General features: G+C 39.0%; 12 protein-coding genes. All 12 read right to left on the bottom strand.

Going from position 1 to position 15,025, the window contains the following annotated elements:
* Window positions 1-69: 69 nt before the first annotated feature.
* The 12 genes from SNE38_RS03125 to SNE38_RS03070 all read right to left on the bottom strand — a co-directional run bounded on the left by SNE38_RS03125 (window position 70) and on the right by SNE38_RS03070 (window position 15,024).
* Window positions 70-1,911 (bottom strand): oligopeptide ABC transporter substrate-binding protein, encoded by a 1,842-nt coding sequence (locus tag SNE38_RS03125; RefSeq protein WP_336045843.1) that lies wholly within the window; start codon window positions 1,909-1,911, stop codon window positions 70-72.
* Window positions 1,912-1,930: 19 nt separating this feature from the next.
* Window positions 1,931-2,842 (bottom strand): ABC transporter permease, encoded by a 912-nt coding sequence (locus SNE38_RS03120; protein WP_191702331.1) that lies wholly within the window; start codon window positions 2,840-2,842, stop codon window positions 1,931-1,933.
* Between the two features lie 37 nt (window positions 2,843-2,879).
* Complete coding sequence (gene opp4B, locus SNE38_RS03115) at window positions 2,880-3,842, bottom strand: oligopeptide ABC transporter permease (RefSeq protein WP_336045842.1); 963 nt, start codon at window positions 3,840-3,842, stop codon at window positions 2,880-2,882.
* Between the two features lies 1 nt (window position 3,843).
* Window positions 3,844-4,791 carry an ATP-binding cassette domain-containing protein gene (locus tag SNE38_RS03110; RefSeq protein WP_191702329.1) on the bottom strand — a complete coding sequence of 316 codons (948 nt, stop codon included), beginning with the start codon at window positions 4,789-4,791 and terminating at the stop codon, window positions 3,844-3,846.
* The gene (locus tag SNE38_RS03105; RefSeq protein WP_191702328.1) at window positions 4,788-5,804 is read right to left on the bottom strand and encodes an ABC transporter ATP-binding protein; all 1,017 of its coding nucleotides are present in this window, start codon (window positions 5,802-5,804) and stop codon (window positions 4,788-4,790) included. Before SNE38_RS03105 ends, SNE38_RS03110 begins: the two co-directional genes overlap by 4 nt.
* A gap of 629 nt (window positions 5,805-6,433) precedes the next feature.
* Entirely contained in the window at window positions 6,434-7,066 is a 633-nt protein-coding gene (pyrE, locus tag SNE38_RS03100) for an orotate phosphoribosyltransferase (protein ID WP_191702327.1), read from the bottom strand.
* Between the two features lies 1 nt (window position 7,067).
* Window positions 7,068-7,775, bottom strand: a complete 708-nt coding sequence (pyrF, locus tag SNE38_RS03095; RefSeq protein ID WP_191702326.1) for an orotidine-5'-phosphate decarboxylase — start codon at window positions 7,773-7,775, stop codon at window positions 7,068-7,070.
* 1 nt (window position 7,776) lies between these two features.
* The gene (locus tag SNE38_RS03090) at window positions 7,777-8,688 is read right to left on the bottom strand and encodes a dihydroorotate dehydrogenase (RefSeq protein WP_336045841.1); all 912 of its coding nucleotides are present in this window, start codon (window positions 8,686-8,688) and stop codon (window positions 7,777-7,779) included.
* Window positions 8,685-9,458, bottom strand: a complete 774-nt coding sequence (locus SNE38_RS03085) for a dihydroorotate dehydrogenase electron transfer subunit (protein ID WP_191702324.1) — start codon at window positions 9,456-9,458, stop codon at window positions 8,685-8,687. Before SNE38_RS03085 ends, SNE38_RS03090 begins: the two co-directional genes overlap by 4 nt.
* Before the next feature lies 1 nt (window position 9,459).
* The gene (gene carB / locus SNE38_RS03080; RefSeq protein ID WP_191702323.1) at window positions 9,460-12,657 is read right to left on the bottom strand and encodes a carbamoyl-phosphate synthase large subunit; all 3,198 of its coding nucleotides are present in this window, start codon (window positions 12,655-12,657) and stop codon (window positions 9,460-9,462) included.
* On the bottom strand, window positions 12,650-13,750 hold the full coding sequence (locus SNE38_RS03075; RefSeq protein WP_191702322.1) for a carbamoyl phosphate synthase small subunit: 1,101 nt from the start codon (window positions 13,748-13,750) through the stop codon (window positions 12,650-12,652). Before SNE38_RS03075 ends, carB begins: the two co-directional genes overlap by 8 nt.
* A complete protein-coding gene (locus SNE38_RS03070) occupies window positions 13,750-15,024 on the bottom strand; it encodes a dihydroorotase (RefSeq protein WP_336045840.1) in 1,275 nt (424 codons plus the stop codon). Before SNE38_RS03070 ends, SNE38_RS03075 begins: the two co-directional genes overlap by 1 nt.
* Window position 15,025: the final 1 nt, after the last annotated feature.

Genomic DNA, 15,025 nt, shown 5'->3' with positions numbered 1-15,025 from the left:
ATAGATGTTTATTTAAATACAAAGAGCCGCTTAGAAAATTATTCTAAGCGGCTCTCTTTGTGCTAAAGATTATTTAATTGGGTCTTCAGCTGTTACTTCAAGTAAATGTAAATTATCCATTGAATCATTTGCGTAGTTAACATTGTATTGTTTCACACGTTTGTTAACAGGGATGATTTCTGTACGGAAGTACATTGGAACTGTTGTTGCTTGCTCAAACATGTACTCTTCCCATTTACGGAATGCATCAGCACGGTAACCTGCATCAATCGCTTCTTTTGAGTCGATATCTGCTAATAAAGTTTGTAGTTCAGGTGTTACGAAACGGCTGTAGTTGAATGCAGAAGCTTCACCGTATAAACCTAGTGGTGATGGGTTCGTACCTGTACCCCAAGCTGCCATAAACATATCGATTTCTGGATCATCTGCTTTTACTTTATCGTAGAAGCTGTTGAACTCGATTAGGCGCCCAGTAGTTAACTGTACATCTAAACCTACATCTTTCCAGTTTTGACGGTAGTACTCTACGATTGCTTCGTCAGTATCTGAACCTGACATACTCGCTAAACGGATTGCAAATTTCTCACCATTTTTATCTTCACGGATACCATCGCCATCAACGTCTTTATAACCTGCTTCTTCCAATAATGCTTTCGCTTTTTCAGGATCATAGTTATATCCTTCTAAAGTGTTGTCATGGAATGATGCGAACGCCGGTGGAATTAATGATGTTGCACGAGAACGTAAGCCTTGGTAGAAGCGCTCTCCAACTTGCTCGATATCCATTGCATAAGCAACAGCTTGACGTAACTTAGCATCGTTCATTTTTGCATTTTCATCAGTAATGTTTAAACCTGCATCACCTGCAGCTTTATCCCATTTACCAAGTTTGAAACCAATATAAGAGTATGCTAACTCTGGACGAGCTAAAACTGTTAAGTTTTCTAAATCTTTTACGCCGTCATACTGATTAGTCGGATAAGATGATGCCATATCATATTGACCAGTACGTAATGCTTCACCGATAGAAGTTGGAGGTACTACTTGCAATACAACTTTATCTAATTTCGGTTTACCTTTCCAGTAGTGCTCGTTGGCTACGAACTGAACAGATTCACCGTCAATTAATTTGTCTAATTTGAAAGCACCTAAAGTTACTGGAGCTTTACGAACTTGTGGTGAAGAAATTAAATCTTTGACTGGTGTTGTTTCTAAGTAATGTTTAGGCGCTGCATAACCCCATAAACCATCACCACCAGAGTAAATTGCTGGTGAAACTTTAGTCATAGAAATTTCTACAGTTTTGTCATCAATCTTTTTAATACCTGAGATCGAATCTGCTTTGCCTGATTTGTATTCTGTAGCACCGATAATGTTTTGGAAGTCAGCATCAAAACGGATACCTGTATAATCTGGGTGACCAATAATTTCATATGCATAAATAACGTCATCAGCAGTTAATGGCGTACCATCCGACCACTTAACATCATGTTGTATTGTTACTGTAACTTTATTGTTATCAGCGTCAACATCTAATTTTGCGATACCTTCATCAGTAATTAAGAAGTCACCATCTGTAGCAAAAATAGAGTTTGTCATAAAGTCCATAATATCAGCGTCATAACCATTTTCGTATAATTCAGCTAACAAAACTCCTGAGAATGGAGTGTCTGTTACTAAAGCGAACTTTAAAGTACCGCCTTGAATAACTTCACCATCGTTTGTTACTTCTTCTGGTAATGTAGGTGCTTCGGCTGTAGTAGCACCGTCATTTTTAGTATCTTCTGTTGCAGTGCCTTCCTTTTCAACCGGTTTTTCATTTGTAGTTTCTGTATCGTCCCCTCCACAAGCAGCTAATACTAACGCAGTAGCAAATACAGAAGAAAGCATAAGACCTTTCTTTTTCATCATTTGTTTTTCCTCCCTTTTTTTATCCTAAACGTTGTTTTGCGTCAGCTGCACGACGTAGCGCTTGGCCGACGTAATTTATACCAAGCATCATAATTAAAATTAATAATGACGCGGGTAACCATATCCACCATTTACTCGATAAGATTATCGGGTTCATAGCATAACTTACTAAAGTACCTAAACTTGGTGTTGACGGTGGTAAACCGAAACCTAAGAACGAGAGACCTGTTTCAATCCCTACGTTACCTGCAAAGCTTAATGTCACTTCGACAATCAGCAATGAGCTTAAGTTTGGCAATAAACCTTTAAACATAATCGCGAAATCGCTAGTACCCATTGTTTTAGAGGCACTAATGTAATCACGACGTGCTTCAGATAGTGCTTTTGAGCGCACAAGTCTTGCCGTCGACATCCATTGAAATGCTGCAATAATTAAAATTAAATCCATTATTCCGTATGATGGAATGATTGTTATAACTACGATGATAATCATAAGAGTTGGTAGAGTGATGAAAAAGTCGATAATACGCATGAAGAAGTTATCGATAAATCCACCGTAGTACCCCATGATAATCCCTAAAGCAATACCAACAAAATTGGCAAGAATCGTAATGGCGATTGCAATTAAAATCGAGTTTTTTGCACCTATGATTAGCTGACCGAACATATCTCGACCAGCTTCATCGGCACCAAGAATATAACCTCTTACCCCCGGTTCAGTAAAGCGCTCCAATAATTGAATGTTCATGATTTTAGCTTGGTCGATCACAACCGCTAAAACCATAACTGTAACTATTAATAAAATAACCCCTATTAAAGAGAACATTGCTAATTTATCTTTTTTAAACTCCCGCAAAATAACTTGAATTCCAGTTGGCGGAGAGCTTTGAGATTCTAACTTATCTACTGTCTGTGCATTATTATTTTCCATGATTAAAATCACCTCTCCTTAGTCATTATTAATTTGATTAGTCTATGCGAATACGCGGGTCAACAATACTTAAAATAATGTCGGACAATAGACTACCTAATAATGCTAAGAAGCCAAATAACATAACTAGTGCTGTAATGACACTGTAGTCACGACTTAAAATTGAATCGATAAATAATTTACCCATACCCTGATATCCGAATACAGTTTCAATGAAAATTGATCCGCTAAGTAATCCGGTAATCGTGAATCCTAAAAATGCTGCGATTGGTAATAGTGAGTTCCGGAAGATATGTCGAGAATATACTTTCTTCATCGGAATCCCTTTACTGCGCGCTGTTTTCACATAATCCATCGTCTTTGCATCAATAATCTCTGTACGTAAATATTGAATAATCCCTGTTGTCCCTAACAGCGCATATGTTATAGCTGGTAACAGCAGGTGGTAGAAACGGCTCCAATAATACTCCCACGTCCCTGCATCGAGAGATATATCTACCGTACCACTTGTTGGAAACCACATGAGCCTGTACCCAAATACGTATACGAAAATCAACGATAATACAAACGTCGGGATAGCATAAGAGATAAAGCTATATAGGACGATTGATTTATCCAAAAACGATTCTTGATAACGACCTGCAAGCACCCCAAGTGGAATGGCAATTAAATATACTAAAATTACACTTAATAATGAAAGTAATAAAGTATTCAATCCACGAGCTCCGATAATATCGGCAACCGGTTTTTTATACGTATAACTTTGTCCAAAGTCTCCTTTTGCAGCATTGGCAATCCAGTTATAGTACTGAACATACCATGGGTCATAGAACCCGGCTTTAATTCTCATTTCTTCAAGTACATTCGGGTCCGTTTCCGGTGTAATTAAGCCTGTAAAAGGATCCCCCGGCATTTGTTTCGCTAATATAAAAATTAGGAGACTTAAAATAAATAGCTGCGGAATCATTATTAATACACGGCGAATTATCGTTTTCCACATACTATACACGCTCCTTTTCATCTACAGACATGGCCACTTTATGTGTGTCTGAAATCGATTTTAAAGGATATACTTTTCCATCCTCATCATAATATTTATGCTGTTCTTCACGGTATGCTGCTTCTACTTTTTGACGTTCAAGCTTTCGCTCATTTCTCGTTTCTGGCTCTATATCAGGAATAGCAGAAAGTAGTCGGTTCGTATAGATATGCTTTGGATTTGTGTATATATCTTCACGCTTTCCTGTCTCTACAAATCTACCTTTATACATAATTGAGATGTTGTCACACATATGACGAACTACCCCTAAATCATGCGAAATGAATAAATAACTTATTCCGTATTGCTCCTGAATGTCCTTCATAAAGTTTAAAACTTGTGCCTGAACAGATAAATCAAGTGCTGATACTGGCTCATCTGCAATAATCATTTTAGGGTTACATGCTACTGCACGAGCAATCCCTAAACGTTGCTTTTGACCACCTGAGAATTCATGCGGATATTTCAGTAAAACATCTTCTGACATACCAACGATTGCAAGAAGCTCATTAATGCGTTTACGTTCTTCCTGCGGAGACAATTTCAAGAAGTTGCGAATTGGCTCTGCTAAAATATCCAAAACACGTTTTTTTGGATTCATACTGGAGTGTGAATCCTGGAAAATCATTTGAATATCCCGGTTATATGCTGAATCACGTTTACGTCGTGCATTCGTAACTTCTTCACCTTCGTAAATAATGCGGCCTGATGTAATTTTCTCTAGTCCAATTATCGCTTTACCAGTCGTTGACTTCCCTGAACCAGATTCTCCTACTAGACCGTAAGTTTTTCCACGTTCAAATTCCATTGTTACACCATCTACTGCATAAACATGGTCAACTACTGTGTTAAAAAATCCACCTCGGATAGGATAGTGAACTTTTAAATCTTCTACTTGCATAAAACTCATTGATTTACGCTCCCTTCCTCATCCTCAAAATGGAATTCCTTCCAGCAAGTACAGCGTACAAGATGTCCTGGAGCCACTTCGTGAAGCTCTGGGTTTTCTTCATGTGCTGATTGTGGTATCCACGGGATACGAGAGGAGAAACGACAGCCCTGGCGCGGCAGCTTCACAAGAGAAGGTACCATCCCTTGAATTACTTCCAATTGTTCATTCTCACTATTCGTTTGAGGGATAGATTTCAGTAATGATCTTGTATAAGGGTGCTTTGGATTTCTAAATAACTCTACAACCGATGCTTCTTCAATAACTTCTCCGGCATACATTACAGCTACGCGATCTGCTACTTCAGCAACAACACCTAAGTCATGCGTAATCAGAATAATGCCTGACTGAATTTCATCCTGTAGTGTTTTTAATAAGTCCAAAATCTGTGCTTGAATTGTTACGTCAAGTGCCGTTGTCGGTTCGTCAGCAATTATAATTGCCGGCTTTCCTGACAAAGCAATCGCAATCATTACACGTTGACGCATACCACCTGATAATTGGTGAGGGAATTGTTTGGCAACACGTTGAACGTTTGGAATTCCCACTTGATCCAATAGTTCCAATACACGATTCTCACGCTGTGTTTTGTTTAATTTAGTGTGATAAACTAAACCTTCCTCAATTTGCTCTCCAATTCTCATTAACGGATTTAATGCCGATAAAGGATCTTGGAATATGAATCCAATGTCGTTGCCTCGCAGTTTGTTAAATTGAGTATCCGTTAAATTTACTAAATTTTGATTGTTATAAAGTATTTCACCTTCAACTTTTGTATTAATTGAATTATGTAATCCAACGATTGAAGTTGCTAATGTACTCTTCCCACAACCTGATTCTCCTACAATTGCTAAAATTTCATTTTTACGAAGCGTTAATGAAACATTGTCTACAGCTGGGTAGTATGTATCTTTAATACGGAAACTCGTACGTAAATTTCGGATTTCTAATAATTCGTTCGTATTCGTAGACATTAAAATCGCTCCTTTCTTCATAAACATTCTTTCAACTCAGCTAAGCTCATCCTATAATCAAGTACGCTCTGGCGTAATTGCATCTTTACTCGAGAACTACAGTACATTTTCCTCAGTAGCCGATAGTTTATGAAATACTTTTGACCAACTGTTTTTCATATGTACTTAGCTCAAATCTACGATTGTTACTCTAGCTTTAAATTTCCCAAACGGGTTATATACCCTTGTTTAAAAGATTAAAACTTTTTATAATAATCAGATTTTTCAAGTGTTAATAATTTGTTGATTTTTTGTCAAATTTATAAAGAAATAAATTTACATATTAATTATTAAACTTTCTAACTATTCTAATTTAACATTTGGAAATTATCAATAGCAAACTATTCTTTAAAATTAAAATTTTCCATTAATTTTTTATAAATAAATTGCGTTTATGACTGTATTTATATCTTTTTTACATAAAACAAACTTAACAAATTCACTAAAAAAGTTTAATACACTAACATTCTATTAAACTTCACTTTTAAAAAAACTGAAAATTTTTATAACTGGATTATATAACTATAATAAAAACGTGTAAAGTAAATTTTTTTTACTTTCACACGTTTTTGAAAATTTATAATAATTTTTTATTTTAATTTTCCATCTTTTAAGTCTTTATGCCATTTTTTCAAGAATGGGATTTCTTTTTCTTGAATATTACCTGATTCTTTAGCCGCATCAACTAAAAAATCAAAATTTGTTAATGAAGTATATTTTACATCCGCTGCTTCAAATGCTTGCTCTGCTTTAGGTAAATTATAAGTGTATACACAGACAACACCTAAAACTTCACAGCCCGCCGCTCGCAATGCCTCTACTGCGGTGATCGCTGAGCCACCCGTCGAAATGATATCCTCTACTACGACTACTTTTTGACCCTTTGAATATTTCCCTTCAATTTGTTTGCCGCGCCCATGTTCTTTTGCTTTTGAACGTACATATACCATTGGCAATTCCAAAATATCAGCAACCCATGCAGCGTGTGGGATACCTGCTGTTGCTGTACCTGCTACTACATCACAGTCTGAAAAATCTTCTTTAATAATCTCTGCTAATCCATTAGCAATTTGTTTACGAATAATTGGATCAGAAATTGTTAAACGTGTATCACAATATATAGGAGATTTAATACCAGAAGCCCATGTAAATAAATCGGTTGGATTCAGTTCAACAGCTCCTACCTTTAACATTGCGTGTGCGATTTTATTTTGTAATGACATATTAGTTTTCCTCCCAAAGTTTAGAAACTTTTTTATAGGCAGCGACAGGATTGTCTGCCCCTGTTATAGCTCGACCGACTACTATAAGGGATGAACCATCTTTTTTTGCTCCATCTGGTGTAGCAATACGTTTTTGGTCATGCGCCTCACCGCCAAGCATACGAATACCTGGGGTTACCCGTAAAAAATCTTCACCGCAAGCTTCACGTATTGCGTGCGCTTCATGAACTGAGCATACTACCCCGTTAAGGCCAGCTTGTTTCGTTAACTGAGCATAATGTAAAACTGACTCTTGAAGCGATAAGCCGGTTTTTTGTTCATTTTGCATTTGCAGTTCTGTTGTTGATGTTAGCTGTGTCACTGCAATGAGTGCAGCACGTTTTTTCCCTGCTTCTGTTCCGGCTTCCAACCCGTCCAAAGCGCCTTCCATCATGGCACGTCCTCCCGCCGCATGAACATTCACCAAGTCCACTCCAAGTCGTGCTAAGCCCTTCATAGCCGACTTTACAGTATTAGGTATGTCGTGAAGCTTTAAATCCAAAAAGATGTCATGTCCTTCACTTTTTACTCGATGAACGATGCTAGGACCTTCCTGCATATAAAGCTCCATTCCAATCTTAACGAAAAGCTTTTCTTCAAACTGCGCTAAAAAGCCCATTACATCCTTTTCACTCGGAAAATCCAATGCAATAATTGGTTTTGTATTCATATTAACTGTGGCTCCTTCCGATAATTTCTGAAATATGTTCAACTTGCAATACATCTAGCAAACCTGGTAATTCTTCAATAATCGTAGGGCATACGAAGTGATCGACAAAGTTTGCAGTACCAACTGCAACGGCTGATGCACCTGCAGACATAAAATCAATGACATCTTGCGCGCATGTTATACCACCCATACCGATAATCGGAATATTTACCGCTTTATAAACATCATATACCATACGAATAGCAACTGGTTTAATAGCTGGACCGGATAATCCACCTGTTCCATTAGCGATGACTGGTTTGCCTGTTCGCTCATCCAAACGCATACCCACAAGTGTATTAATCATTGTAATGCCATCTGCTCCGCCTGCCTCAACAGCTTTTGCGATGTCGACAATATTCGTTACATTTGGCGATAATTTTACATAAACCGGTACGCTTGAAACAGCCTTAACAGCAGCAGTTAATTGTTGAGCAGTACTAGGGTCTGTTCCAAATTGGATCCCCCCGCATTTTACGTTCGGGCATGAGATATTTAATTCCAAGGCTTTTACATTAGATGCTTTCGATATACGTTCTGCGACTTCTACATAGTCTGCAACTTCCGTACCCGCAACATTTGCAATAATCGGTACATCATAGTCTTCTAAAAACTTAAGTTCTTCCCCCATAACTTTTTCAATACCTGGGTTTTGCAATCCAATCGCATTTAACATCCCAGCAGAAGTTTCTGCCACACGTGGCGTTGGATTCCCTTTACGTGTTTCTACAGTTGTTGCTTTAATCATGATTGCACCAAGAAGTGATAGGTCATAAAGCTTTGCATATTCGCGCCCGAAGCCGAAGCAACCTGAAGCAGGCATAATTGGGTTTTTTAGTTCTAATCCTGGAAGTTGTAAATTTAATCGGCTCATAATGCCACAACTCCTTTCGGGAATACTGGCCCGTCAGAGCACACTTTAACATAATCTTTTTCGTAGTTTTCAGTTGTATCACATACACAGGCAAAGCACGCCCCGATACCGCAGCCCATACGCTCTTCAAAAGATAAATAGCCCTCTTTTTCCGGATAGTAGGCTTCCAATGCACGCAACATCGGTAACGGACCGCAAGAGTAAAATACGTCAAATTCAGGTTTCACTTGGTCGAATACAGTTGTGACAAAACCTTTCGTTCCTTTCGTTCCATCTACAGTTGCAAAGTAAGTGTCGCCTAAAACCTTAAATTGCTCCTCATAGAAGCACACATCTTCCGATTGGAAACCTAAAACATGGATTGTTTTCACACCGCGCGCATTTAGTTGCTTAGATAATTCGTGTAGTGGTGGTACACCAATACCTCCGCCGACTAAAAGCGCTGTTTGACCAGGTTCCGCTGCTTCAACAGGGAAGCCATTTCCAAGAGGCCCTAATACATCCACTATTTGTCCTTCACGGTTTGTTGCAAGGAATTTTGTTCCGCGGCCTTCTGCACGATAAATCATTGTAAATTGGTTTTTTTCTTTATTTACATTTGCGATACTAATCGGTCTACGCAGCAACGGTTCGAATGTATCCGACACCTTTACATGAACAAACTGGCCAGGAGTCATGTCCTGAACCAGTTGTCCTTGTAGTGTCAATTCGAAAATATTCGTGGCAATTTGCTTCTGCAAAATAACAGTCATTTTCTCTTGACGAATCATTTTAATGTACTACCTCCGCTTTCGGCATTTCTTCTGCTGTAAATGTCATGGATTCAATAACACGCAGCATTGCTTCTGCTGTATCAAGTGATGTTAAACAAGGTACACCATTTTCCACTGACTCACGGCGAATTCGGAAGCCATCACGTGCTGGTTGTTTTCCCTTAGTTAATGTGTTAACAACTAATTGTGCTTCGCCATTTTGAATCATATCAATTAACGTTTTCCCTTTACCGCCGATTTTTTCAACGACATCGGTTTTCACACCATTTTCTTCAAATAGCTTAGCTGTACCTTCTGTCGCTACAATGCGGTAGCCAACTGTTGAAAAGCGTTTTGCTAAATTAACAGCCTCTTCTTTATCTTTATCCGAAACTGTAAACAGAATTGTACCGTGTGTCTTAATTTCCATACCTGCCGCTACAAAGCCTTTGTATAATGCTTTTTCGAAAGTTGCATCTTTCCCCATTACTTCACCTGTCGATTTCATTTCAGGTCCTAAAGTAATATCCACGCGACGTAATTTTGCAAACGAGAACACCGGAACTTTCACGAATACGCCTCGTTTTTCAGAAGCTAATCCTGTAGGGTAACCTTGCTCGACGATTGTTTGACCTAGAATCGCTTTCGTTGCAATGTTTGCCATTGGGATATTTGTGATTTTACTTAAGAATGGTACTGTACGAGAAGAACGTGGGTTTACTTCGATTACGTAAATCTCCCCTTCACTCATGACATATTGGATATTCATTAACCCAACAATTCCCAAACCTTTTGCAAGACGTGTTGTATAGTCTACTAATGTTTCTTTCTGTGTATCTGTTAATTTTTGAGGTGGATAAACTGAAATGGAGTCACCAGAGTGTACCCCTGCGCGTTCAATGTGTTCCATTATGCCTGGGATCAAAACGTTTTCTCCGTCACAGATTGCATCAACTTCAATTTCCTGACCTGTTAAATAACGGTCAACTAGCACCGGATGATCTGGAGATGCTTCTACTGCATGCTCCATATAATGCGCCAGTTCTTCCATATTGTAGACAATTTCCATTGCACGTCCACCAAGGACATAAGAAGGACGGACTAATACCGGGAAGCCTAATTTTTCACCGATTACTAACGCTTCTTCCTTTGATACCGCAGTTTCCCCAGCAGGTTGTGGAATACCAAGTTCCTGCAAGGCTGCTTCAAACTTATTACGGTTTTCAGCACGGTCAATATCTTCCAATGTCGTACCTAAAATTTTTACACCGTTCGCTTCCAACTTGTCAGCTAAGTTGATTGCCGTTTGACCACCGAACTGTACAACAACGCCAATTGGCTGCTCTAAATCGATAATATGCATAACGTCTTCGATTGTTAATGGCTCAAAGTATAATTTATCCGAAATCGAGAAGTCTGTTGATACCGTTTCAGGGTTTGAATTGATGATAATCGCTTCGTAGCCTGCTTCTTGAATTGCCCATACCGAGTGAACTGTTGCATAGTCAAACTCTACCCCTTGACCGATACGAATCGGGCCTGAACCAAGTACTACCACAGATGGTTTGTCTGTACGGATTGATTCATTTTCTTCCTCGTATGTGCCGTAGAAGTACGGTGTGTTCGATTCGAATTCGGCCGCACAAGTATCCACCATTTTATATACTGGGATAATGCCCTGCTCTTTACGGAATGCATACACCTCTTGCTCTTTCATCTCCCATAGCTGGGCAATTTTCTTATCTGCAAAGCCTAAACGTTTTGCTGTGCGTAATACTTCTTTATTCATTTTATTTTCGACAAGTGTATTTTCCATATCGACAATTTTCTTCAATTTTGTCAAGAAGAATAAGTCGATGGCAGACCACTCATGAATTTTTTCCACAGATACACCGCGGCGAATCGCTTCTCCAATGAAGAATAAGCGCTCGTCCCCAGCTTTTTTAATACGCTTTTCAATCCAAGAATCCGATAACTCTTCAGCGTTTTTCATCTCAATGTGTACATGACCTGTTTCCAATGAACGTACTGCTTTTAATAATGCTTCTTCAAATGTACGACCAAGTGCCATTACTTCACCTGTTGCCTTCATTTGAGTACCTAAGTTACGTTTTGCAGACTCGAACTTATCAAATGGCCAACGGGGAATTTTAGCTACGATATAATCAAGTGCCGGCTCGAAACATGCAAATGTTGAACCAGTTACCGGGTTTTTAATTTCATCCAAAGTAAGACCTACTGCAATTTTTGCAGCTAATTTCGCAATCGGATAGCCTGTTGCTTTTGAAGCTAATGCCGATGAACGAGATACACGCGGGTTTACTTCAATTACATAGTATTGGAATGAATATGGGTCTAACGCTAATTGTACGTTACAGCCACCTTCAATTTTTAATGCACGAATAATTTTCAGTGAAATATTGCGCAGCATTTGGTTTTCGCGATCCGATAATGTTTGTGTCGGGGCTACTACGATTGAATCTCCAGTATGAATACCTACTGGGTCGAAGTTTTCCATATTACAAACAACGATTGCATTATCTGCAGCATCACGCATTACTTCATATTCAATTTCCTTAAATCCTGCAATCGATTTTTCAAGTAAGCATTGTGTAACTGGAGAATATTTCAAACCTGAAGTTACAATCTCCTGTAAATCCTGGTCATTATGACATATTCCCCCGCCCGTACCACCAAGCGTGAATGCTGGACGCACAATTACCGGGTATCCAATTTTTGCAACGAAGGCTTTCGCTTCTTCCATATTGTGGATGATATCTGATTCTGGAACAGGTGCTCCTAGCTCATACATTAAATTACGGAAAAGATCGCGGTCTTCAGCTTTATGAATGGCATCTAATTTTGTCCCTAAAATCTCGATTCCTAACTCATCTAAAATACCCGACTCATCAAGCTCAATCGCCATATTTAAACCTGTTTGACCACCTAAAGTAGAAAGGATTGCATCTGGACGCTCTTTACGTAAAATACGGGATACGAATTCTAAAGATATTGGCTCGATGTACACTTTATCTGCAATTTCTGTATCCGTCATAATTGTCGCTGGGTTTGAGTTAATTAAAATTACTTTATAGCCCTCTTCTCTTAATGAAAGACAAGCTTGTGTTCCTGCATAGTCAAATTCTGCTGCTTGTCCGATAACAATGGGACCTGATCCGATTACTAAAATTGTATTTATGTCTGTACGTTTAGGCATGTTGGTTCTCCTTTGCTGCTTCTATTTCCATCATTTCAATAAATTCATCAAATAAGTGATTCGAGTCTTCCGGACCTGGTGAAGCTTCCGGATGGTATTGCACAGTGAAGATTGGATATTTTTTATGACGTACTCCTTCACAAGTACCATCATTTAATGCGATATGTGTTAATTCTAAATCTGTATCTTTTAATGAATCGATATCAATTGCATAGCCATGGTTTTGGCTCGTTAAATCGGTACGACCTGTTCGTAAATCTTTTACTGGATGGTTGCCCCCTCGGTGACCAAATGGCAACTTAAAGCTTCGCGCGCCACATGCTAATGAGAATAGTTGGTGACCTAGACAAATACCGAAGATTGGCACTTTTCCGATTAGACCTTTAATTGTTTCAATACCTTCTGATACGTCTTCCGGATTACCTGGTCCGTTTGATAGCATAATACCGTCTGGATGCAATGCTAAAATTTGTTCAGCTGTTGTGTTATAAGGAACAACGAGTACGTCGCAATCACGTTTGTTTAACTCGCGTAATATCCCATGTTTCATACCAAAATCCAATAAAACAACTCGTTTACCACGACCTGGTGATGGATATGCTGCTTTAGGCGACACTTCACGAACATGGTGTGTAATAAATGGTGTTTCCTGAAGTTGTGCAACTGTTTCTTCTACATTTACTTCAGCATCTGCTTCAGTTAAAATGGCACGCACCGCACCTTTTGCACGAATAATCCGTGTTAATTTACGTGTATCTATTCCTTCAATCCCAGGGATGTCCTGCGCTGTTAAATACGCATCCAACGACATATCCGATCGCCAATTTGATGGGTAATCCGCCAATTCACGTACTACAAATCCTCTAATAGCTGGTGTAATGGATTCAAAGTCATCACGGTTAATGCCGTAATTTCCGATTAAAGGATACGTTAATGTAACGATTTGACCATAAAATGAAGGGTCAGATAATGTTTCTTGGTAGCCCGTCATCCCTGTTGTAAATACAACTTCTCCCTGACTTGCTTTATCACTACCGAATGCCGTACCTGTAAATACAGTACCGTCTTCTAAAATTAATAAACGTTTCTTCATTATTCTGCCTCCTGATATACAATATTGCCTTCAAAAATTGTTACTACCGGCCAGCCTTTTGCGGCCCATCCATTAAATGGCGTGTTGCGTCCTTTTGATACAAAACCTTCTGCATCAATCGTCTGCTCTTTTTCTAAATCGATTAGTACGATATCCGCTGAAGCTCCTACCTCCAATGTTCCGTATGGAAGATCAAAAATTTGAGCCGCCTTCACACTCATCCAATCTACTAATTGTTTTAATGTCCATTTTCCCGTTGCTACAAAGTTTGTATATAGTAATGGGAATGCTGTTTCAAAACCGACAATTCCGAATGGTGCACCAACCATGCCACAGCATTTTTCTTCTACTGTATGTGGGGCATGGTCTGTTGCGATACAATTAATCGTTCCGTCAAGTAATGCTGCATACAGTGAATCTTTATCGTCTGCAGCACGTAATGGTGGGTTCATCTTCCAGTTGGCATCGTCTGATGGAATGTCCATTTCTTCTAATAATAGGTGGTGCGGACAAACTTCCGCTGTCACTTTAATTCCTGCTGCTTTGGCGTCTCTTACTGCACGTACAGATTCTTTCGTTGATACATGGCATACATGGTAGCGTGCACCTGCAGCTTCAGCTAGCAGTACATCACGTGCAATTTGAACAGATTCACAAATTGACGGAATCCCCGGTAAGCCTAGTTCTTTATTTCGTTTTCCTTCGTGCATAACACCATCGTAAATAAGCGAGTTATCTTCACAGTGTGCAACGACTACGGCATCAAGTTTTGCTGCTTGCTGCATTTGCTCATACATTGTAGAAGCCAACTGAATACCAACCCCATCATCAGAGAATGCTACTGCACCATGTGCTTTTAACTCTTCCATGTCAGTTCGGACTTCCCCTGATATATCCTTTGTTAGTGATCCATATGGTAATACGCGAATGATTGCACTGTCTTTAATTAAATTATTAATCAGCTGCATATTTTCTACAGAATCTGGTACAGGTTTTGTATTTGGCATGGCACAGATCGTTGTAAAGCCGCCCTTTGCAGCTGAAGCTGATCCTGTTGCAATCGTTTCTTTATGTTCAAATCCTGGCTCGCGTAAATGTGTATGTACGTCTACAAAACCTGGTGATGCGAAAAGACCTTTTCCGTCTATAATTGCGGCATTAGATGGAATGTCCCCATTAATTGAAGAGATTTTGCCATTTTCTATTACAATAGTAGAAATTACTAATTCTCCTTTTTCATTTAGCAAGTTTACGTCCTGTATTACTGTTGTCATC

This window comes from Solibacillus ferritrahens (assembly GCF_037027585.1).
Taxonomy (GTDB): Bacteria; Bacillota; Bacilli; order Bacillales_A; family Planococcaceae; genus Solibacillus; species Solibacillus ferritrahens.
Note: the sequence above shows the minus strand (reverse complement) of the source record. Positions and strands in the feature narration are given on the sequence as shown.

Bases quoted from the DNA above. Each gene is read 5' to 3' on its own strand.
- SNE38_RS03125 (WP_336045843.1), bottom strand. From the start codon at position 1,911: ATGATGAAAAAGAAAGGTCTTATGCTTTCTTCTGTATTTGCTACTGCG.
- SNE38_RS03120 (WP_191702331.1), bottom strand. From the start codon at position 2,842: ATGGAAAATAATAATGCACAGACAGTAGATAAGTTAGAATCTCAAAGC.
- opp4B (WP_336045842.1), bottom strand. From the start codon at position 3,842: ATGTGGAAAACGATAATTCGCCGTGTATTAATAATGATTCCGCAGCTA.
- SNE38_RS03110 (WP_191702329.1), bottom strand. From the start codon at position 4,791: ATGAGTTTTATGCAAGTAGAAGATTTAAAAGTTCACTATCCTATCCGA.
- SNE38_RS03105 (WP_191702328.1), bottom strand. From the start codon at position 5,804: ATGTCTACGAATACGAACGAATTATTAGAAATCCGAAATTTACGTACG.
- pyrE (WP_191702327.1), bottom strand. From the start codon at position 7,066: ATGTCATTACAAAATAAAATCGCACACGCAATGTTAAAGGTAGGAGCT.
- pyrF (WP_191702326.1), bottom strand. From the start codon at position 7,775: ATGAATACAAAACCAATTATTGCATTGGATTTTCCGAGTGAAAAGGAT.
- SNE38_RS03090 (WP_336045841.1), bottom strand. From the start codon at position 8,688: ATGAGCCGATTAAATTTACAACTTCCAGGATTAGAACTAAAAAACCCA.
- SNE38_RS03085 (WP_191702324.1), bottom strand. From the start codon at position 9,458: ATGATTCGTCAAGAGAAAATGACTGTTATTTTGCAGAAGCAAATTGCC.
- carB (WP_191702323.1), bottom strand. From the start codon at position 12,657: ATGCCTAAACGTACAGACATAAATACAATTTTAGTAATCGGATCAGGT.
- SNE38_RS03075 (WP_191702322.1), bottom strand. From the start codon at position 13,750: ATGAAGAAACGTTTATTAATTTTAGAAGACGGTACTGTATTTACAGGT.
- SNE38_RS03070 (WP_336045840.1), bottom strand. From the start codon at position 15,024: ATGACAACAGTAATACAGGACGTAAACTTGCTAAATGAAAAAGGAGAA.